General features: G+C 50.8%; 18 protein-coding genes and 4 pseudogenes. 6 read left to right on the forward strand and 16 right to left on the reverse strand.

The window, feature by feature from the left end:
* Positions 1-5 precede the first annotated feature (5 nt).
* The 8 genes and pseudogenes from DO97_RS11815 to DO97_RS11850 form a co-directional block, all read right to left on the reverse strand.
* Positions 6-635, reverse strand: a complete 630-nt coding sequence (locus tag DO97_RS11815; protein WP_036533609.1) for a flavin prenyltransferase UbiX — start codon at positions 633-635, stop codon at positions 6-8.
* Between the two features lie 2 nt (positions 636-637).
* A complete protein-coding gene (locus DO97_RS11820) occupies positions 638-2,962 on the reverse strand; it encodes a ribonuclease R family protein (protein ID WP_052128665.1) in 2,325 nt (774 codons plus the stop codon).
* 120 nt (positions 2,963-3,082) lie between these two features.
* A pseudogene (gene phoU / locus DO97_RS11825) lies at positions 3,083-3,668 on the reverse strand (phosphate signaling complex protein PhoU).
* A 241-nt stretch (positions 3,669-3,909) separates the two neighbouring features.
* On the reverse strand, positions 3,910-4,248 hold the full coding sequence (locus tag DO97_RS11830; RefSeq protein ID WP_204368603.1) for a hypothetical protein: 339 nt from the start codon (positions 4,246-4,248) through the stop codon (positions 3,910-3,912).
* Positions 4,249-4,451: 203 nt separating this feature from the next.
* Positions 4,452-5,135, reverse strand: a complete 684-nt coding sequence (locus tag DO97_RS11835; RefSeq protein ID WP_239651680.1) for a class I SAM-dependent methyltransferase — start codon at positions 5,133-5,135, stop codon at positions 4,452-4,454.
* Positions 5,136-5,183: 48 nt separating this feature from the next.
* On the reverse strand, positions 5,184-6,080 hold the full coding sequence (gene accD / locus DO97_RS11840; protein WP_052128666.1) for an acetyl-CoA carboxylase, carboxyltransferase subunit beta: 897 nt from the start codon (positions 6,078-6,080) through the stop codon (positions 5,184-5,186).
* Positions 6,081-6,298: 218 nt separating this feature from the next.
* A pseudogene (locus DO97_RS11845) lies at positions 6,299-7,124 on the reverse strand (prepilin peptidase).
* Positions 7,125-7,176: 52 nt separating this feature from the next.
* Positions 7,177-7,452 (reverse strand): hypothetical protein, encoded by a 276-nt coding sequence (locus tag DO97_RS11850; protein ID WP_239651681.1) that lies wholly within the window; start codon positions 7,450-7,452, stop codon positions 7,177-7,179.
* 249 nt (positions 7,453-7,701) lie between these two features.
* Between DO97_RS11850 and hemB the strand changes: the two genes are divergently transcribed.
* Together hemB and DO97_RS11860 are read left to right on the forward strand one after the other, a co-directional pair.
* Positions 7,702-8,688, forward strand: coding sequence for a porphobilinogen synthase (gene hemB / locus DO97_RS11855; protein ID WP_036533613.1), 987 nt, complete (start codon positions 7,702-7,704; stop codon positions 8,686-8,688).
* Between the two features lie 29 nt (positions 8,689-8,717).
* Positions 8,718-9,575, forward strand: coding sequence for a sulfotransferase family 2 domain-containing protein (locus DO97_RS11860; protein ID WP_204368604.1), 858 nt, complete (start codon positions 8,718-8,720; stop codon positions 9,573-9,575).
* A gap of 104 nt (positions 9,576-9,679) precedes the next feature.
* On the opposite strand, the gene DO97_RS31160 is transcribed toward DO97_RS11860, so the two are convergent.
* Positions 9,680-9,892, reverse strand: coding sequence for a replication restart DNA helicase PriA (locus DO97_RS31160; RefSeq protein ID WP_239651682.1), 213 nt, complete (start codon positions 9,890-9,892; stop codon positions 9,680-9,682).
* Between the two features lie 427 nt (positions 9,893-10,319).
* Here DO97_RS31160 and DO97_RS31165 point away from each other — a divergent pair.
* The 3 genes and pseudogenes from DO97_RS31165 (at position 10,320) to DO97_RS11875 (ending at position 15,013) form a co-directional block, all read left to right on the forward strand.
* Positions 10,320-11,769 (forward strand): annotated as a pseudogene (locus DO97_RS31165) (protein adenylyltransferase SelO).
* A gap of 30 nt (positions 11,770-11,799) precedes the next feature.
* Positions 11,800-13,575 carry an alpha/beta hydrolase gene (locus DO97_RS11870; RefSeq protein WP_036533615.1) on the forward strand — a complete coding sequence of 592 codons (1,776 nt, stop codon included), beginning with the start codon at positions 11,800-11,802 and terminating at the stop codon, positions 13,573-13,575.
* Positions 13,562-15,013, forward strand: a complete 1,452-nt coding sequence (locus DO97_RS11875; RefSeq protein ID WP_036533617.1) for a BCD family MFS transporter — start codon at positions 13,562-13,564, stop codon at positions 15,011-15,013. The genes DO97_RS11870 and DO97_RS11875 overlap by 14 nt, the downstream gene beginning before the upstream one ends.
* A gap of 116 nt (positions 15,014-15,129) precedes the next feature.
* On the opposite strand, the gene DO97_RS11880 is transcribed toward DO97_RS11875, so the two are convergent.
* A complete protein-coding gene (locus tag DO97_RS11880) occupies positions 15,130-15,759 on the reverse strand; it encodes a 2OG-Fe(II) oxygenase (protein WP_036533619.1) in 630 nt (209 codons plus the stop codon).
* Positions 15,756-16,685: an RluA family pseudouridine synthase gene (locus DO97_RS11885; RefSeq protein WP_036533621.1), complete on the reverse strand. Its 930-nt coding sequence runs from the start codon at positions 16,683-16,685 to the stop codon at positions 15,756-15,758. The genes DO97_RS11880 and DO97_RS11885 overlap by 4 nt, the downstream gene beginning before the upstream one ends.
* 37 nt (positions 16,686-16,722) lie before the next feature.
* Here DO97_RS11885 and DO97_RS11890 point away from each other — a divergent pair, with 37 nt between their 5' ends.
* Positions 16,723-16,959, forward strand: coding sequence for a hypothetical protein (locus DO97_RS11890; RefSeq protein WP_036533656.1), 237 nt, complete (start codon positions 16,723-16,725; stop codon positions 16,957-16,959).
* Between the two features lie 70 nt (positions 16,960-17,029).
* Here the strand turns inward: DO97_RS11890 and DO97_RS31170 are convergent.
* From DO97_RS31170 to DO97_RS11915, 5 genes and pseudogenes are all read right to left on the reverse strand, one after another.
* A pseudogene (locus tag DO97_RS31170) lies at positions 17,030-17,992 on the reverse strand (DMT family transporter).
* A 154-nt stretch (positions 17,993-18,146) separates the two neighbouring features.
* Entirely contained in the window at positions 18,147-18,581 is a 435-nt protein-coding gene (locus tag DO97_RS11900) for a hypothetical protein (protein ID WP_193365074.1), read from the reverse strand.
* Positions 18,582-18,951: 370 nt separating this feature from the next.
* Positions 18,952-19,284: a pentapeptide repeat-containing protein gene (locus DO97_RS11905; protein ID WP_036533623.1), complete on the reverse strand. Its 333-nt coding sequence runs from the start codon at positions 19,282-19,284 to the stop codon at positions 18,952-18,954.
* Between the two features lie 43 nt (positions 19,285-19,327).
* Entirely contained in the window at positions 19,328-19,522 is a 195-nt protein-coding gene (locus DO97_RS11910; RefSeq protein ID WP_036533624.1) for a hypothetical protein, read from the reverse strand.
* A 243-nt stretch (positions 19,523-19,765) separates the two neighbouring features.
* On the reverse strand, positions 19,766-20,010 hold a 245-nt coding region (locus DO97_RS11915; protein WP_036533626.1), incomplete at its 5' end, for an RNA recognition motif domain-containing protein.

Raw genomic sequence — 20,010 nt, forward strand, 5'->3', positions numbered from 1 at the left:
TTTCCCTACTCGGTGCTGTGGCCTTGCCAGCGCGCCAGGGGGACACAGTCAATATCCAGTTGATCCAGGGCCCGAGCAATGACGAAATCCACGAGATCTTCAATGGTTTGAGGATGGTGATACCAAGCAGGAATGGCCGGGACAATCCGCGCCCCTGCCTCTGCGAGGGTGGTTAAGTTCCGCAGATGAATCAAACTCAGGGGCGTTTCTCGGGGCACCAACACCAGTCGTCGCCCCTCCTTTAATTGCACATCGGCGGCGCGCTCCAACAGGTCAGAACTCAAGCCCGCCGCCAACTTAGCAACGGTGCTCATGCTACAGGGGATCACCATCATTCCCAGGGTGCGGAAGGAGCCACTGGCAATGGTTGCCCCCACATCCCCCCAGGGATGACAGGTCAATTGTCCAGCCAACTCTACCCCTGCCTGTTGCCGCCAGAAAAGTTCTTGCTGCCGGGGTTCCGTCGGCAGGCGTGTCTGTTGTTCCGCTTGCCAGACCATGAAACTGGATTTGGAGGCGATCAGATCAATGGTGTAATTGGCCTGCAACAGAAACTTCAGCGCCCGGACGGCATAGATCAGACCGGATGCGCCCGAAACTGCGAGAATTAAGGGCAAATGGGAGGGTGCCCTCATCCTCACTCCTCACTCCGAGGCTCACCCTCCTCAGTGGTTTCACTGATTACGGGCTCACTGATTACGGGTTCACTGCCCCCGTCCACCACTACTAGGTCAATCTGTTGCCGATAGTAGTCAACGCTCTTCACCTGCACAGCAATCAGATCCCCGAGACGGTATTGTTTACGATTGCGGCGACCCACCAATACCTGAGGGCGAGAACGATATTCATACCAGTCGTCCTTGAGGGAACTGACATGAACCAGTCCTTCGATCAGCAGCTCCTCAATTTCCACGAACAAACCGTAGGATTGCACCCCAGTAATGAGTCCCCGAAAGACCTCCCCAATCCGCTCCCGCATGAAGCCTGCTTTCTTCAGCCCTTCCACATCCTCTTCGGCTTCTAGGGCTTCTTTTTCGCACTCGCTCAGGTAAACCACCATAGAGGCAAAATGGGTCTCTAATTCCTCTTGCACCTCGGTGGGCAATACATTCCAGGTAACCTTGCCGTGGCAGGAACTATGGCGGAGATTCACCGATTCTTTAGCACGGGTGGAACGGCGATCGCGTCCCTGTTCAAACACCGCATGAAGCACCCGTTGAACCAGGAGATCTGGGTAGCGACGCAACGGCGAGGTGAAATGGGTATACCCCTGATCCAGTGCCAACCCAAAATGGGGCTTGGGGGTGGTGCTATAAACCGCTGGTTTCAAGGTTGAGAGCAACAGGTAGGTCAGGACTTTTTCCACACTGGACTGGGCGAAATGCTGGGTCAGTCGCTGATAATCCTGGGGACGCACCACCTCATCCTGCTCCAGAGATACATCCATCTGCATACTTTGGGCCAGCTTAATCAGATCCTGGACATCATCCGGGTCAGGGCTAGGATGGATGCGGTAGATTCCCGGCACTGCCAAGGCCTGCAAATGGGAGGCCACCACTTGATTCGCCAGCAGCATCAGCTCGACCACCATGGCACGGGCAGGTTGAGCTGCTGAGACAACCATAGCCCCTAGGGCACCCTCATCGTCATAGTGAAACTTCGTATCGGGGAGGTTTAACTCAAAGGCTCCCCGGGCTTGACGCTGTTGCTGCAATGCTTGGCTGAGGGCATGGAGCTGCACCACGGTTTCTAACACCGGTGCCAGGTCTTGAATGGCTTCTGGTAAGTCGGAACCTGAGTTCTGCTGGCTGAGGGAATGGTACTCCAGAATCGCCTGAACCAGCTGATAGCTCAACAGGTGATCGACGCGAATTACCGTCGGTTGAATTTCAAACTCCACGACGGTGCCAGCATTGTCCAAGGTCAAGAGCACCGAGACGGCCAGACGATCCTGACCCGGCAACAGGGAACAGTGCCGCTGGCAAAATTCCTCGGGTAACATTGGCAGCACGGCATCCCCTAAATAGACGGAAGTGCCCCGTTTTTGAGCTTCCCGATCTAGGGGGGATTGGGCGGCAATAAAGGCTACCACATCGGTAATATGAATCCCCAACTGCCATTGCCCCGACTCCAGACGTTCCAGGGTGATGGCATCGTCTAGGCTTTCGGCCATGGACTCGTTGATGGTGGGTTTGAGACTCAGGGTTTTCAGGTGGCGTAGATCGAGTCGCTGCGTCACATTGGCCTCTGCCAGCCGATCCGGGATCTCTTGGATGGCTTGCAACAGCTCTGGGGGAAAATTGCGGGGAAGGTCGTGTTTGCAGCAAACAATGTCTAAATCAGAGGCGGATTGGTCATCATTGCCCAAACTCTGGGTAATCCGTCCCAGAGGTCGCATCTGTCCCAGGGGATAGCGAAGAATTTCCACATGCACCAGATGGTCGATCACCTCGGTCAAACTCTGACCATTGGCCTGGAGGTCAAGTTCAAACAACAGCCGATCATCCAAGGGAATGGCTCGCAGCTCGGTGTTGGTCTGCTTCACCCTAGCAAGTACCGAAGGATTGGCTCGTTCTAGAATCAGGCGCACTTCTCCCTCCGGACTGCGGCGGCGACGGCCTTCTTTGGTGACTCTCACCAAGACACGATCGCCATTCCAGGCAGTTCCTAGCTGGCTTTCGCGCACATAGATATCTTCGGCTCCCTCCACATCTTGAATGGCAAAACAGAATCCCTTGCTGGAGCAACGTAGTTTGCCTTCAATCAGTCCTTCTTCCCGGACTCGCCGATATTTTCCCCGCTCCTTGACGAGCAAACCAATCTTCTCCAAGGCATCTAGGGCAATCTGAAGTTGGCGGAGCCGCTTATCGTCATCACAGTTAAGCTTCTTTTCTAAAACTTTGGGGGCAACGAGTTTATCATCCGTGAAATTAGCTAGTAAATCTGCAATCGAAAATTCCATGTAGCGATTAACCCTTCGTTGTCGTATTTCAGTGCTTGATCTCTGCAACGACAGTACAGCCAGGACTTTGTACTGCGGGAAGCCTGGTTAGATGGTAATCCCAATTGCTGCCCTGCGGTCTCAGTCTCGCTGCCCTGTAACAATATAGGTGACACGCTTGCCAATATTAGTGGCGTGATCTGCCATCCGCTCTAGGTGCCGAATCACTAACACCAATAAAACAATCGGTTCTACAACCCCTTGAATGTTTTTTTTGCTGCGCTAATTGATCGTAAAGCATCTGGTAATCAGAGTCCACTGCATCATCTCGGGCTTTTACCTCTAAACCTGAAACCGCGTCCAGATCGGAGAGTGCTGCTAGACTCATTGCCAACATGGCTTGACATCGATCCGACATCACCTGAATCTGACCCATATAGGGGGAATTGGGGTAGGGAAACAGTTTAATGGCGATCGCGCCGATATCCTTGGCATAGTCCCCAATCCGCTCCAGATCCCGCACCAATTGCATCAGGGCACTAATCAGCCGCAGATCTTGCATCACGGGGGAATGCTTCGCAATCAGACTGACACAATCCTGTTCAATCTGGCGATAGTACTGATCGATTTGTTTATCTTGCTTGGCAATGCTGCCAGCGGCCTGTAAATCTCCTTGAAATAAGCCTTGGCGTGCTAACCAGAAGGAGTTTTCAACCAAGGCCCCCATCCGTAACACATCCCGCTGTAAGCGTCTCAAGTCTCGCTCAAAGCGAGTACCAGATAATCCGGAGTTTTCCAAGGATGACCCGCCACAGTGAATAAGTTCAGCGTTCAAGCAGCCAGCAGTGTCTTAGATTTACCCTCTCTCTTCCTGATTGCAACTATGGGGTGCTTCTGGGGTAGAGAAGGAGATCCAACTCAAAGGGCGCTTGATTCAAGTTTGACACGATCTTTCAATGGGGAATCGGCTATCCCGGCTCTTGAAATAGCGACTCAAAGACCTTTTGCAGCGATTGTACATCCGCCAGCCGGGCCACCAATAAATTCTCCGTTCCGGCATCCAGCAACCGCGCCTTCCAGTAACCAATACTGTCAGAGTTTTTCACCCAAAACTCAATCAGGGATTTAACGGCTTGATCCAGATCCCATTCCTGCTCGGGAGCCACCGCCTCCACGGATTCTACAAACGCATCCAGGGTGCATTGATAGGCTCCAAGGTACTTCACATGGCTCTGGGGGTGGCTTTTGTAAAAGGTTTGTTGATGGTTAAAAAACGGAGAGAACGGGGGAAATCCCCAGAAGTTCAAAGGTGTATTGCATAGGTCAATAGCTCACAAACGTCTAACAGACCTTACCGGAGTGACTTTTATTGTAAAACCAATCAAAAATTGAGCAACCTCGTCACTGGATCATTCACAGGTGAAACTGTTGTAAGGGAAACCTCTCTGAATAAATGTATTGAAAATAACGAAATGCCCCAGATGTCCTGCCCCACCGGGATAGATGCTTGCTAAATCTTCTGGGAAAAGACCACCATTTCATTACCACCTTTTTGCAGCTCATAGGCAACGGGGATAATGTCTGAGGTGATGCCGCGATCCGCTAAGGTCGGTCTCAGTGCGTCAATGTAGGGCGATCGCTGTAATGCCAGGGTGATCAAGGGGAAAATTCGCACCTGGGTCGCAACCCGACAGAGTTCTTGAATCGAGTCTAGATGGAATGTGTAGTCCAGGTGATCGGAGTAGAGAAATAGCAGGTGGGAGCACAACGCCAGATCGAACTGTTGATCGGCAAAGGGCAGGGTAGGAAGCGACGCTACTTGATATCGTCCAGTTTGCCGCCCCAATTCATAATCTTGCAGAAACATCTGGAGGGTTTGGAGGCGATGACGACGCAGCGCTTCTGGATCATGATGATCCCTCCAAACCCAGTCCTCAGGTGTTGCCTTCACTTGGGCGATAATGTCATCCACGACCTGCTCAAATCGTTGCTGAATGACTTCACCGCCAACGGCATAGATGGGATCAATTGAAATCACATTGTCGCATCCGAGCTGGTGCAGCTCAGCATTGAAGCTAGCTGGGCCATCCCCACAGCCTAAAATGCGTTGCCCCAGATCCTGGGGGGAAAGATTAAACATCCGTTGATATTCGAGCAGCGATCGCCCAAAGGGAACAATGCTATCGAGGGTCATGCTCATCGGTAAGGGGATGGGATGAAGGGTCTGCGCCTAAGCCACAACTTAAACGACGGCGGCAGGGGCTTCGCGCAACCGGGAAAAATGGGGTTGATGGAGACGAATCAGTTGCGCCAGGGTTTTCTTCAACTGGGTGCGGGAGACAATGGCATCGACAAAGCCGTGATTGAGCAAATACTCAGCGGTTTGAAAGTTATCCGGCAGCTTTTCGCGCAGGGTTTGTTCCACCACCCGTCGTCCGGCAAAACCAATGGTTGCTTTCGGTTCTGCTAGGATCACATCCCCCAACATGGCGAAGCTAGCGGTCACTCCCCCTGTGGTGGGATGGGACAGTACGGGGATATAGAGCAATCGGGATTCTCGGTGATATTGCAGGGCTGCGGAAATTTTAGCCATTTGCATCAAACTCAACATCCCTTCCTGCATCCTGGCTCCGCCGGAGGCACAGACAATCACCACGGGAATCTGATCCTGGGTCGCCCGTTCAATCATCCGAGTCAGTTTCTCCCCCACCACCGAACCCATACTGCCCCCCATAAAGCGGAAGTCCATGACGCCCAGGGCAATGGGTAGGGTATCCAGTCGCCCCAAACCGGTTTGCACGGCATCCGGGAGACCAATTTTGTCTTGGGTTTCCCGGAGGCGATCGCAGTAGGCCTTGCGATCTCGAAACTGCAGGGGATCGCAAGGCCATAGATCCTCATCCAGCGGCTGCCAGGTGTCTGGATCAATTAACTGCTGAATTCGTTCATCGCTATAGACCCGCAGGTGGTGATCGCAGTCGAGACAAACCATTTGATTGGCTTTGAGGTCTTTCGTGTAGGTCAGCACCCCACAGGCTTCACATTTAGTCCACAGACCATCGGCAATTTCTCGGACTTGATGCTCCTTGCTAATGGGATCAGATTTCCGGCGATTGGCAAACCAGTCAAAAAGAGACATGAACGCAAAAGTTTCCTTATAGGTCACAATTCTCAAAAAAACTCAACATCTCTGGGAGTCAGAACCTAGATTCCATCTGAGCGAGGCAGTTCCAGTCAAGGCTCCAGGTTGTTGGCATCAATTTGACAAAATCTTTGATAAAGTCAACACCGCTTTATAATTATGCACCTGGGATGGACGTCGGTTGCGATCGCCTGGGGGCTGAACTGCATCGCTTCCTACCCCATGACCGGGAAAAATAGCTGGAAATACCAGGCTAGCAATGCCTCCCCCCACAGGGCAGAGATCGCGGCTCCCAAGGCCAGAAACGGCCCAAAAGGCATGGGTTGACGACGATCTAACCAGCCGAGGGCGATCGCCGACCCCCCCCGCAAAGGCACCCAAAGCACACCCTAAAAAACTTGCCAGCAGCAAAAACTTCCAGCCCAACCAGGCACCCATCATTGCGGCCAGCTTGGCATCTCCCGCCCCCATGGCCGTCTGTCCCAGTGCCACTGAACCGACGAGGGTAATCAGATCAAACAGCCACACTCCCAGCACTCCCCCGCCAATCCCCACCATCAGCTGCCCTAGCGCCCCCGTGAGATACCCGTGAGCCTGTAACCCTAGCAATAATTGAAAACCCAGTCCTACCACTAGACCCGATTGGGTCAGGGAATTGGGGAGGGTCATGGTGTCGAGATCGATCATTGCCAGTACCAACAACCAGCTCAAAAATACCCAGTATCCCAAGGTCAGCAGCGAGATGCCAAAGTCACTAAATACCACCAGAAACATCATCCCCACCGCTGCTTCCACCAAGGGATAGCGGATCGCGATCTGACGGCAACAATGGCCACAGCGCCCCCGTAACCATAACCAGCCAACCACCGGAAGATTTTCCGTCTTTCGCAGCCGCTGCAGACAATGGGGACAACGGGAGGGTGGCCACAGGATGGATAAACCTGCGGGGAGGCGATAAATCACCACATTCAAGAAGCTACCAACGGCAGCCCCAAAGCTGAAGACAAACAGATAAATAATTAGATGAATCAGCGTCAACATCCGGTGAGCCTGACAGCAGCCTTAAGCAAGTTGTTGTAACTTCAGTATTGGCTCAGGTTGACTCAGATTCCAAACAGTCCCATGGGATAAAGTACTCTGTGAGCAGTAAAACGGGCTTACGGGTGAAAATCAACTTCCCCCGATAGGTCTGAGGGTCAATGGCAACCCCCAAGGGGCGTTGGGGTTGTTTAGTATGCGTCTGCAGGTAGGCGTGATAAAACTGTCGGGCTTGCAACAACAAACTCGGGTCAAGACCTCCTTGGAAATCTTCCGAGATTGTGGCTCGACTCTGTTGGATGAACGTTGGTAGCTGGAGAGGATTCACCACTGCTGCGCTCCCATTGCATAAGCATGACTCTAATCGATTTATGGGTTGCCAGCAAGGGGCTGGGATCTTTTTCCCCTTGCTGGCTTTCAATCACTTCTATTACATAGTATTGCGTTAAGGTTGCCTGGAGATCTTGGCTGGGGCTGCGTTCATCTCCTCAGGGGGTCTTTAATCCTTTGTAATAATTGAATTTGGGCCGCTGGGGAGCCTTAACGATTAGGATGGATCTATCCCTCCGTCAATGCCGCCATGTTCCCGATTCATCGCCCCCGCCGTCTCCGGAGTCACCCGCAACTGCGTCGGATGGTGCGTGAAACCGTCTTAACCACCAGTGATCTGATCTATCCTCTGTTTGCGGTACCTGGCAGTGGGGTCTCTAAAGAAGTGAAATCGATGCCGGGAGTGTACCAGCTGTCTGTGGACAAAATTGTCCTAGAAGCCAAAGAAGTCTATGACTTAGGAATTCCGGCCATTATTCTCTTTGGGATTCCAGATAGCAAGGACACCGATGCTACGGGAGCGTGGCATCACTGTGGCATTGTCCAAGAGGCGGCAACAGCGGTGAAGGAGGCTGTCCCGGAACTGATTGTGATTGCCGATACTTGCCTGTGTGAATATACTTCCCACGGCCACTGTGGCTATTTAGAGCTGGGTGACTTAACGGGGCGAGTCCTCAATGACCCGACGTTAGAGTTGCTGCAAAAAACAGCGGTTTCCCAAGCCAAGGCTGGGGTAGATATCATCGCCCCGTCTGGAATGATGGACGGGTTTGTCCAGGCAATTCGCTCAGGCTTGGATGCCGCAGGTTACACGGAGATTCCGATTTTGTCCTATGCCGCCAAGTATGCCTCAGCCTACTATGGCCCGTTCCGAGATGCCGCTGAGTCATCCCCGCAATTTGGCGATCGCCGCACCTATCAGATGGATCCGGGCAATTCCCGAGAGGCTCTGAAGGAAATTGGTCTGGATATTAGCGAAGGGGCTGATATGTTAATGGTCAAACCAGCCCTGGCCTACATGGATATCATCTGGCGTGTCAAGGAAGCCAGCAATCTCCCCGTCGCGGCCTATAACGTCTCGGGAGAATATTCAATGGTGAAAGCGGCCGCCCTCAATGGCTGGATTAACGAACAGCAGGTGGTCTTAGAAACCCTCACTAGCTTTAAGCGGGCTGGGGCTGATCTAATTCTCACCTACCATGCCAAAGATGCCGCCCGGTGGTTGAATCAGGGGTGAAGGGACTGGCTGTAAAAATTTAGAGGAATGTGGTAGCATTTCATCCCACGATCGAGCTGCCTATTCTCTGGTTCATTCGAAAAATCAAGATGATACGTTTTTTTCGTTATAGCAATGAAAGCTACAACAATCTCAACCAAAACTCAAAGCATAAATTTGCTCAAAGTCACGCGCTCAACATATTTGGGAAGGAAGCAATTTATAGCTTTATACCGAAGAATGCATGCTCTACCCTCAGAACGACAATAGCGTATGCCAATGGCTGCATTAGGGACAAGTCGGATTTCAACTGGATTCATAAAAACAATCATACTTTTTCAGCCACTTTGTCAGAGCTTGCTAGGGCGAAGTATACATTCACAATTTTAAGGTGTCCCTTTGCCAGGCTAGTTAGTGCTTACCTGGATAAGATCGTTAGCAGGGATACTGTTGCATGGAACTATATCGACTTACATAATCGTAAGATTGATATCGAAGATATAACATTTGATTTTTTTGTTAGAAGCATGAGCAAGCCTAATATCAGAGATGGGGATATTCATTGGAGACCCCAAATAGATTTTTTGGTGTATGAAGAATATGACGACTACTTTTGTTTGGAAAATTTTTCAAAGGTAGAAACAGTCTTAAGAGATCGCATTGGCATTGATATCATTGATGTACGCCCATTAACGAGTCATACCAGCTATGGCTTTAATCTGATTGATGACAATGACTTTAGTAATATCAAGCCATTCGAACTACTGAAATACAAGCTCAACAGAGCTTTACCTCATCCTAAAAACATGTATAACGATGAGCTTATAGAGTTGACTAAGAAAGCCTACAGCGATGATATAAGTTTGTATCAAAGTAAAATCGATAGAAAAACACTCATGTACTCATAAATTGCTCACGAGACATGAGATCGAACAAGCCGCAGAATTGGGATGGTTAATCGGACTGCGGATCTAATAGCAGCCTGTGGCTTGAAGTTGCAGCAGCCAGTTTCTTATGAAGAAACCAACTTTGGACAGGCACGGATTCCCGGAGCATAGGCTTCGATCACACGGCCTGTCTCTGAGCAGGTGATCATCAAGTAGTCGCAGGTGGGGCACTGGGTTCTCTGTAAGTGTTGGCAGGTCAAGTGGTGCCGTTCTGCGACACTGCCACAGTTGGGGCAACGAACGACCTGGATAGTTGGGATCTTAAAATTGTTGACCATATCTGTCTCGTAGCTGTAAAAAACGATAATTTCCCAGTGTGAGCAATAAAATCTGTAAAATCAGCAATTTTTGACTAAGGGGAAAAGCATAAATCAATAATATACTATGACATTTTCATTAAAATCCTCAATGATTTTAAGCTAAGTTTTATGTGGTTATCTTTTGGGATCATAGTGAGATCATAGGTTTAGGATTGATCCCAGTCCACTTACAACCTACTTTACCTTGAAACGATGGCACTTCAGCACTGCTATAGAAACAGGGTGAACTAAAAGCTTTCCTGATTTGCAAAGATTTTTTCAAGAAATTACTCCATGCTCCAGTGTCGAAAAACAGTACTGCTCAAGATGAGAATTTTCCATCATCCCTCAGGGGGAGGGGATAAAATTCTTGGCATGATCAAAAGGAACCCCTGCCTAAAATTGCATGACTGCCGCCCCTAACGATTGTTCTTACCTCCATCCATTCTTGACGCTGAACTACGAACCCGTCTTGGAGTCTCTTGGCTATGACTACTATGACGAGGTAGCTGCTGCCGAGTTTCCCAACCATCTCCTCCGCTTCCGTAATGATCAACTGCTCCCCACGCTGGGTCTAGATCCAGGTGCTGTCACTGATGCTGATTTTATCGAGGCCTTTGGGAAGTTCCATGGGTGCCGTCCGTTTCTGGCCTTGCGCTACCACGGCTACCAATTTGGGGAATATAACCCCTTTTTGGGAGATGGGCGAGGGTTTATCTATGGTCAGGTGCGGGGTAGGGACGGAGAGTTGTATGATTTTGGCACCAAAGGCTCTGGACGGACTCCCTACTCTCGCACTGCGGATGGCAGACTGACCCTCAAGGGGGGCGTGCGGGAGGTACTGGCTGCGGAAGCCCTTCATCGGGCGGGGGTTCGCACCTCCCGATGTTTGAGCTTAGTGGAAACCGGGGAATCCCTTTGGCGGGGGGATGAGCCATCCCCCACTCGTGCATCGGTGATGGTGCGATTTAGCCGTTCCCATATTCGGTTCGGCACCTTCGAGCGGCTACATTACCTAGATCGCAAAGATATGATTCAGCAATTGCTCGATCATGTGATTCAGGTCTACTACCCAACACTGTGGGGGCAATCAGACGCATACAACGTTTTTTTATCGGGAACTGGTACAACGGGTGGCGGTGCTGGTTGCCCAGTGGATGGCTACGGGATTTTGCCATGGGGTGTTAAACACAGATAACATGTCGATCACGGGGGAGAGTTTTGACTACGGCCCCTATGCCTTTATTCCCACCTACGACCCGCAATTTACAGCTGCTTACTTTGACCACTTTGGGCGCTACAGCTATGGTAACCAGCCTGGAATTTGTCGCTGGAACTTGGAAATGTTGCAACGACCCCTGGCTGCTGTGATTCCGGCGGCAGAAATGGAAGCTGGATTAAGTGCGTTTCCAGAACATTACTTCAATGCTTACACCCAGTGCATGGTGCAGAAACTGGGCTTTGCCCAGTTACCTGCTGAGACAGCAGCAACACTGATTACCGAGACTCTGAAGTTTCTGCTCAAGACTCAAATAGGGTATCACTCCTTCTTCATCGCCCTCAGAGAACAGTTTGTACCGCAGTGGCGAGAGGATGCGGGGCTGATTTTAGCCAATCTGACGGTGATGGAATCGGCAGACCAAGCTGCTGCCCTAGACGCTTGGCGGGGGATTTACTTTAGAACCCTGTTGGATTTACCAGACAGTGAACTACCTGCGATCGCCCAACGTTTGCGTCAGTGCAATCCTGCTACAGTTTTATTGCGTCCGGCGATTGAAGCAGTTTGGGAACCGATTGCCGAAGAAGACAATTGGCAACCCTTCTATGAACTGCTCCAGCGCCTACAAGCAGACTAAATGTTGAAACCCAACTTGGAGTGAAAATTTATGCCATCCCTGCTCAATCGTACCGATAACCAGCAACCTCAAATAGGTAAGCATTCCCCATCACCCTTGAGATGGTTACCTGGTTTAGGCATCCTGTTGAGCTTGTGGGCCAGCCCTGGTCTGGCAGCAGAACAAATCAGCCTGGGGTTTGGGAGGCAGACCTTTCAGGTCCCGGTCAGCACCCTGGAAACCTTCACCCAGACAGGGCAACTGAGTGGGGATCTATCAATTTATGCCCGGTTGGCACCCCAGGAATATGTCTCGAATTTGAGAACGCTGCTGCAACAGCCCTTTGAACTCACGCCCACCATCGTGACTCAATTTGCCAAAACGCAAACAGGTCAGATTATTTTTCAAGCCCTGGGAGCGTTTTTGACCACTCAGGACGACAAAAATGGTCAGGCGGCGCTAGAGACTGCCTTTACCCAGGCAGCGGCTGCCAATCCTAAGGGGTTTACAGTGCTCGATTTGATTCGCCAATTTCCCAGCCCTACGATGAAAATTGATGGCAAGTTATCCTTTCAAGCGGTGAGCACCATCAGTAGAATCTTGAGAAATCGAGGCTTGATCTTTGCGGAGATTGACAAACTGGCAGCGGCAGCTCCTGCGGGTCAGGTTCCCCAGACAGATTTAGCCAAGCCCGGAACGACGAAGTGGAACAAGCAGACCCTGGGGTTTAATGGCTTATCCCTGGGATTAAAGGAACCTGTACCCGTTGACCTCTACATCCCCCAAGGGTTGAATGCCCCTGCCCCGGTGATTGTCATTGTCTCAGGTTTTGCCTCCAATCGTTCGACCTTTGCCTACCTGGCAGAACATTTAGTCTCCCATGGCTTTGCGGTGGTCGTCCCGGAAACGCCTCTGACTGGTACAGAGAACGTGTTGGGTTTTTTGAATGGGGTCAGTCAAACCGAGATCAATATTCCCCAATCCATGATCAATCGAGCCAAAGGAACCAAGATTCTGCTGGATGAACTGGAACAAAAAGTGCAGTCCACCCCTGGCTGGAACAAGCTGATCAACCCCAAACAAGTGGGGATGGTGGGTCAGTCTTTGGGAGGATATACCGTTCTGGCGGGGGCGGGGGCGGTGTTGAACTTCCCCAATCTCCAGCAAACTTGCAGTCCTTCTAATTTCCAAAAACTGATTCTGACCTTCAATCTCTCCCTGTTGTTTCAATGTCCATTAACTAATGCGCCGACTACTCCCAATAACTTTGGAGACCCCAGGGTGAAAGCGGTAATCTCAATTAATCCCCTGACCAGTGCGGTTTTTGGCGCGGATGGTATGAGTCAACTGCAAGTACCCACGATGCTGATATCGGGAACCGATGATGTATTTGCCCCCCCTGTACCAGAGCAAATTTATCCCTTTTCTTCGATGACAGCACCGGATCGGTATCTGTTTCTGTTGAAAGAAGGCACTCACTTTTCGTTTCTGAGCGGAGGCGATGGCCAAGCAGGATTACCCATCCCTCCCGAGATGATTGGGCCGAATCCCAAGCTAGCTCAACCGTCTCTGAAGGCGTTGAGTATTGCCGTTTTTTATGGGCTATGTTGCCAATCAGTCCCAGTATTTGTCCTATCTGAACCAGTCCTATGTCAAAACCCTGGTGCCAGCCCCCTTTGGTGTCAGTTTCATCAAATCCCTAACTCCCGATCAAATCCAACAGGCGATCGCTCCTGCAACGCCATAAGCTGGGGGAAAGAGCCATTATTCTATAAAGGAAGCGAGATAACTGAAGTGAAATCATCCAAGAACTATGGCAACCAGTGATTTATCAGACTGGCAAGAGAGTCCGGCCATCACTGCCTCGTCCCTGCCCCGCCTTCGCCTGCTGACGATGTTCCGGCTGGGTCTGTTTCAGATGGGGCTGGGGATGCTTTCTTTGTTGACGCTGGGCGTTCTCAATCAAGTGATGATTTCGGAGCTTAAAGTACCGGGCACGATTGCCGCCGGGGCGATCGCCATGTACCAGTTTGTTTCCCCAGCGCGGGTCTGGTTTGGGCAACGGTCTGATGCTCGACCGATTCGCGGTTATCACCGCACAGGCTATATTTGGCTGGGATTATGTTTCCAGGTGATCTGTCTGTTTCTGGCTCTCCAGGTTGTTTGGCAACTGGGGCACAGTCTGCACGTATCCTCCCAATTTGAAGCCATTGTTGCCCCAGTTTGGACCCTAGAGAGTACGGCTTGGTCGGTCTTGCTAGCGTGTATCTTTGCCCTCTATGGGCTGTGTATTAGTGCCAGTTCCACCCCCTTCACCGCCTTGCTTGTAGATGTCTCAGATGAAGATAACCGCTCTAAACTCGTCGGCATTGTCTGGTCGATGTTAATGGTGGGGATTGTGGTGGGGGCGATCACAGGGGAACGATTACTCGCAGGATTGACCCCTGAAACCCTGCAATCAGGGGTCAATCGCCTCTTTATGATTGTCCCCTTGGCGGTTCTCTGCCTGGGTTTTATCGCAACCGTTGGCATTGAAAAAAAGTATTCTCGCTATGCCAGTCGCTCAACCCTAGAGGGACGGGAAGACCAGATCACCCTCAACACCGCCCTGAAGGTGCTTACTGCTTCTCGCCAAACAGGATTCTTCTTCGCCTTTCTCTTGGTAATGACCCTGAGTCTGTTCCTGCAACAACCGATTCTCGAACCCTATGCCCGTGAAGTTTTTGGGATGACCCTGGGGGAGAGTGCCGGCCTGAATAAGTACTGGGGCTATGGCATTTTGACCGGGATGGCGATCGCAGGTTTCCTCATCGTCCCCCGCCTCGGGAAGCAGTCTACGGCTCGACTGGGGTGCCTGTTCACGGCAGCTAGTTTCTTGCTGGTGATCCTCTCTGGACTGACCCAGAATCCCAGCTTGCTGAAGGCAGCGGTGGGGGTGTTTGGGGTGGCTTCAGGAATTTTAACCAATGGAGCCGTGAGTTTGATGCTAGATTTAACCGCTGCCGAAACTGCCGGCACCTTTGTCGGAGCTTGGGGATTGGCCCAAGCCCTCTCTCAGGCCAGTGCGACGGTGGCTGGCGGAGCCTTACTCGATCTCGGACGCTCTCTCTTTCCCCAACCTGTCTTTGCCTTTGGTTTGGTGTTTGCCTGTCAAACCTTGGGGATGTTGTTGGCAGTGGTGATCTTGAACCAGGTAAACGTACTGGAGTTTCAGGAGAATGCCAAGCGGGCGATCGCCTCGGTGCTGGAACAGGAGATAACCTAGATCCGCCCTTATTTCTCCTCTATCGGCTTGTGCTTTACCAGCGACATATACAATAAACCCTCAATCAGTTTGTATCTAACTTCTGGTGAAACTCTGCTAGGCAGTCTGGTCATCGGTTAAATATACTCTCTCCGGTATTTCCGTCCCTGATCCTTGACCTTAATCGCCCTCGATTCCAGCGTAAATTCTGGGATCTCTACCAGTTGAGCATCGTCGAGGCTGTACTGCTCACACACTAGGCTGAGGCGACTACTAGCGCTGGTGACCGGGTTCACGGAATGAGTCAGGTCACCCTGAAACCAGAGCAGGGTGTTGAGCCGAGGGACAATCGACCCAACCTGACGTTTGTGAGTGCGGAGCACCAGTTCCCCTCCCCGCAAATCCGGTGGCACTGCAACATAGAGCACACTGACCATCGCCGGAGGGGCAATGGTCTTGCAGTATGAGCGCAGGGAGCGATCAATATGGGGATCGACCCGCGAACCGGCTTTTAAGAGCAGGGGATTGAGATAAAAGGCATTACAGTCAGGTTGCAGCGCCAGATTGAGATAGGGTTTGAAGTAAGGGAAGTGCTGCTCAACGGTGATCAAATGCGATCGCCGGAATACTACTGAAAACCCCTTGGTGCCCACAAAATCACGATTGAGATTGTTTACCGCAAAGTAAGGGCAGGCCAGAATTTGCCCCTCTAGCTCACTCAAGTATTGGGGAGAAAATGCTTGGGGATGTTGGCGATAGTAGCTCAAACGACCGATTCGCTTTCATCTAGTACTACAGGAGCAGGGCAGAGAATGCTCAAGGGTTGATGGGTTCGGGGATGGATAAAGTCTAGCTGGAAGGCATGTAGATAGTAGCCACAATCTCCAGGGACGGGGAGTTTCTCGGCTCCCTTAGGCTGGCATCGAGGTAGGCCTCCAATCTCATACAGGGGATCTGCCACGAGGGGACACCCAGCGGCTGCCAGATGAATCCGAATTTGGTGGGGACGGCCAGTGCGGATGGTCACTGCCAACAGGGTGGTTTCAGGACGGCGTTTGAGCACTTGGCAGTCACTCTGGGCGAATCGCCCATCGGGGACGGCTCCATAGACATAGCCTAAGACGGGATGGGGGATTTTGCCAATGGGTTGGGTAATGGTAAACGTGTCCTTTAGAGGGAGATCACAGGTTTTGACTAAAGCACGGTAAGTTTTGCAGATTTGGCGATGGCGCATTTGCTCACTGAGGGCGACTCTAGCCAGGGGCGATCGCGCCAGTAGCAGTAATCCCGAAGTTCCTCGACCCAACCGATGAATGGGAACAGGAGTTTCCTGGGGATACTGCTGTTGCAATTGCCATAACAGTGTATGTTCGAGAAACCCGCCCCCAGGGAGTACAGGGAGTCCTGCGGGTTTTGCCACCACCCATACATCCGCGTCCTGATACAGCACCTCAAAGGTCAGGGGCACCACTGGTTCTTCCCAAGGTGGACGATGGTAGCTCAGCCATTGCCCTGGTTTTAAAAGGGTATCCGCAGTTGTCTGCTGATCATCGAGCAGAATTTCCCCACAGATAATTCGGGATTGCCACACGGTTTGACTGGAATGGCGATAGCGATGGGTGAAGTAGGCCAAAATTGTCAACCCGGCATTGGCTCCATCTACCTGTTCTCGATAAATCCAACCCTGATTCATGGTTAACTATGATCGGTTCAATTGGGGAAACGAAGCAATGCGGTGTGCGATTGTCAGTCGGGCCGGACAGGTGATCGCCAATGGTCACTTAGTCCTCCACAAAGACGAAAATGGCGAATGGCGATTAGATCTAGAAACCGATGGGGGACGCCTCCTTCAGGGTGGTTTGGTGGATGCCAATGGAGATCTAAGCATGGCAAGTCAGATGTTATTTCGTCAGTTTTTTGCCGTCTGGGGGATGAGCGATTTAACCCTCACGGTTGTTGTCCGTTAAGCCTCGGTAGTGGATCCCTACAGTTGGATTCCCGACGTTGTTAGTACCGCAGTGACCTCTCAGACAACTGCTAGTGCTGGGTTCTATGGCTAAAGAACCGATGATCCCAACTCAGGAGAGCCACGCTTAAGGTCACAATCACCACTCCCAGGATTTGTAGACTATTCAGCCGTTCTTGAATCACCAACCAGGCTAAAACGACTGTCAGGGCTGGACTACTGGCACCAATCATAGACGCGGAAGTGGCACCAATCAGGCGAATGCCAAAGTTGTTCAGAATATGCCCCCCGGACGTGGCGATCGCGGATAGAAATCCACCGATCCATAGGGCTAACCAGGGGAGTTGACTATCCTGAAGATCCCAGAACAACAGACACCCCGCTGACAAAACCAAGGTGGTAGCGAAACTCAGCCAGGTAAAGGGAATCGGGTGCAATGTTTGCAGACTCTTTTGGGCAAGGACAGTGTACAGTGCGTAGGTGACCCCGGCGGCAATTCCCATAATCCCCCCAGTAACGTTCCCGCTATGGGTTCCCCAAGCAATCGGGGGGAGAGTTAGGGAACTGCCGAACAACACTAACCCAATGCCCCCCCAACGCAGCAACGTGGGACGGTTGCCCAACAAATGCCAAGAAAACTAGAGCCGTGAAGACGGGATAACTAAAAAACTAATGTCAGCGCAATCCCTGTGGGAATTAGCCCAATCGCAATGTAGAGCAGGGCGAGGTAGAGAAACATGAAAAATCCACACCCAAGGGATTGCTGGAGCAGAGGACGGCGCTCTGGGTGCCGCAGTTGCTCCAGATCCTGCCAGAAGGGTGGATAGATCTGAGGACATAGGAAAGCCATCAGGGGCACAACCCAGAGCATCCGCATGAACATCAGTAAAAAAMGAGTGTTGCAGGGTAGGGGGAACGAAGCCCCCCGTGGGAAACAGTCCGAGTAGCGTCTGCTGATGGAAGAGCACCCGCACAATCACGTTTTGGAAACAGAAAAAGCAAGCAGACAGTAAAACAATGAGAATACCCAGCACTATAGCCAGCTACCAGTCAATACTGCCTGATCTTAACGAGTGGTTGGGCAAGAATTTTTTTGAGGCAATGCATTGCCTCAAAAAAACTCCCCTGCAAACCTCTTGAGCCATCCCTGCAAAGCTGACAGCGTAGGGAAAATGAATGCCGATTCGCTTATAAAGTCGTCAAATGTGGCGCATATCCCTTCATTGGGATTAATTGTTGAGCGAGTCTACTGCTAGCTTGATGGGTCCAGGCATGATGAAATGACAGCGCATTTGCTGTTCTAAAGTCAAACGGATGCGGGGGATCTGATACAACTACAGCAGAACCTTTATCCGAAGCAATCACTAAGCTGACGACCCAAGGGAGAAAGTCTAAGATTTCTTCGGGTAGTAGACTTAACTCAAAGTACCAACTCCGATTCAGTCCTTGATAGTCTCTTCCCCGCTTGGCAATGGTGAGGATATCGGCACCCTTGTTCACCGAAATCCGCAGAATTAACGGACGCTCAGGAACTAATTCATCGGGTGCAGTATAGGCATAAATTCGCAAGTAATTTAATCGCTGCTTCTGATCGACCCAAGAAGCCATGGAAAAACTTGCCAACGGATGATCCGCCGCTGGGAACTTTCACTGGAACCTTCATGGCCGCAGCAAAACGAGTGTAAAACTCTTGTCTGATATCAGTGACAATACGTATCACCTCTGGAGTCATGACCAATGAACCTCTTGGGAGAACCGATGTTGAATGCTTAATCAGTAACTTCTAAAATATCTGTGACGATCATCTGTAAAAATTCACTGGAAGTTTTTCCATGGTTTCCTCAAATTCCAGTGTTACGTTGATGACGAACGACTGCGTTCTAGGGGAAGCCCTTCAGAAGGCTGAATCAATGGGATAAACATCCTCTAGGATAGATTTTTGCGATTTATCGACAATATCCAGATGCCTAGACAACGCCAGCAAGAATTACAGCTAGGCGGATTCCAATGTGGGGAGGCTAGGGTGATTGCCAATCAAGATAGTGCCCCGTAAATAAGCATGGCTGAGGTTCACATCGCTTAGGGTGGCATTGGTGAGATTTGCCTTCGTTAAGTTAGTCTCAGTGAAGTTCGCTCCGGTTAAAACGGCATCAGTGAGATTTGCATGACTCAGATTCGTTTTGGTGAGATTCGCCTTCGTTAAGTTGGCACCACTCAAGTTGGCACCACTTAGATTTAGATTTCTCAAGTTGGCAGCCATCAGGTTCAGATTTCGAAAATCTCTTTGTCCGGCAGCATAACGACTTAAGAGTTCTTTGGTATTCATAGGGTTGGGGGAGATACTGAGAAGATAATTGCAATGGGCGATGTCAATTTTTAGCTCTCAGACGATAGGTGAGGATCGATAGTCCTTCTGTAGGAACGAAGTAAGTTTCGATCAACTCTCGATCTTTAAGACGTTCTAAGGCCTGAACCAGCATTGGATAACTTTTGCCAGTGAGATCAAAGAGCTGACCTCGGGTTTTATCCCCTTGCTTGAGGACTTCTAAAATGATCTTGTCCATAGAATTAGGTATCTAGGTTTATAAGGATGCCTCCGAAGAATCTAGACTAGTGGATCAGGTCAAAACTTACGTTTGCAGTTAGAGAGTTCAACATTCAAGGTTCTGAGGAGTTAATATTGACTCTTACAATCGTTAAGTTCCCATGTTTTAGGCATCCGGGGAGGAGTTAATTGACTTAGAAAGCCAGCTTTACCAGAACTCAACACCACAGATACATCTTTGATTTTGGTACTGAACTGCTATTTAGTAGCGTCGAGAAGCACCACCTCGATTTTCCCAGTTGCCCCCTGGAGAACTTCTTTCTTCTCGGGGTCTTGCCTTATTAACCTTGAGGTCACGCCCCATCCACTCAGCACCATCCAGGGCTTCAATGGCCGCTGTTTCTTCTGCCTCTGTTTCCATTTCTACAAAGGCAAACCCTCTTAAACGCCCTGTTTCTCGGTCTGTAGGTAACTGAACCCGTTTGACAGTGCCATATTCCGCAAAAA

The sequence above is a fragment of the Neosynechococcus sphagnicola sy1 genome, from assembly GCF_000775285.1.
Lineage (GTDB): Bacteria > Cyanobacteriota > Cyanobacteriia > Neosynechococcales > Neosynechococcaceae > Neosynechococcus > Neosynechococcus sphagnicola.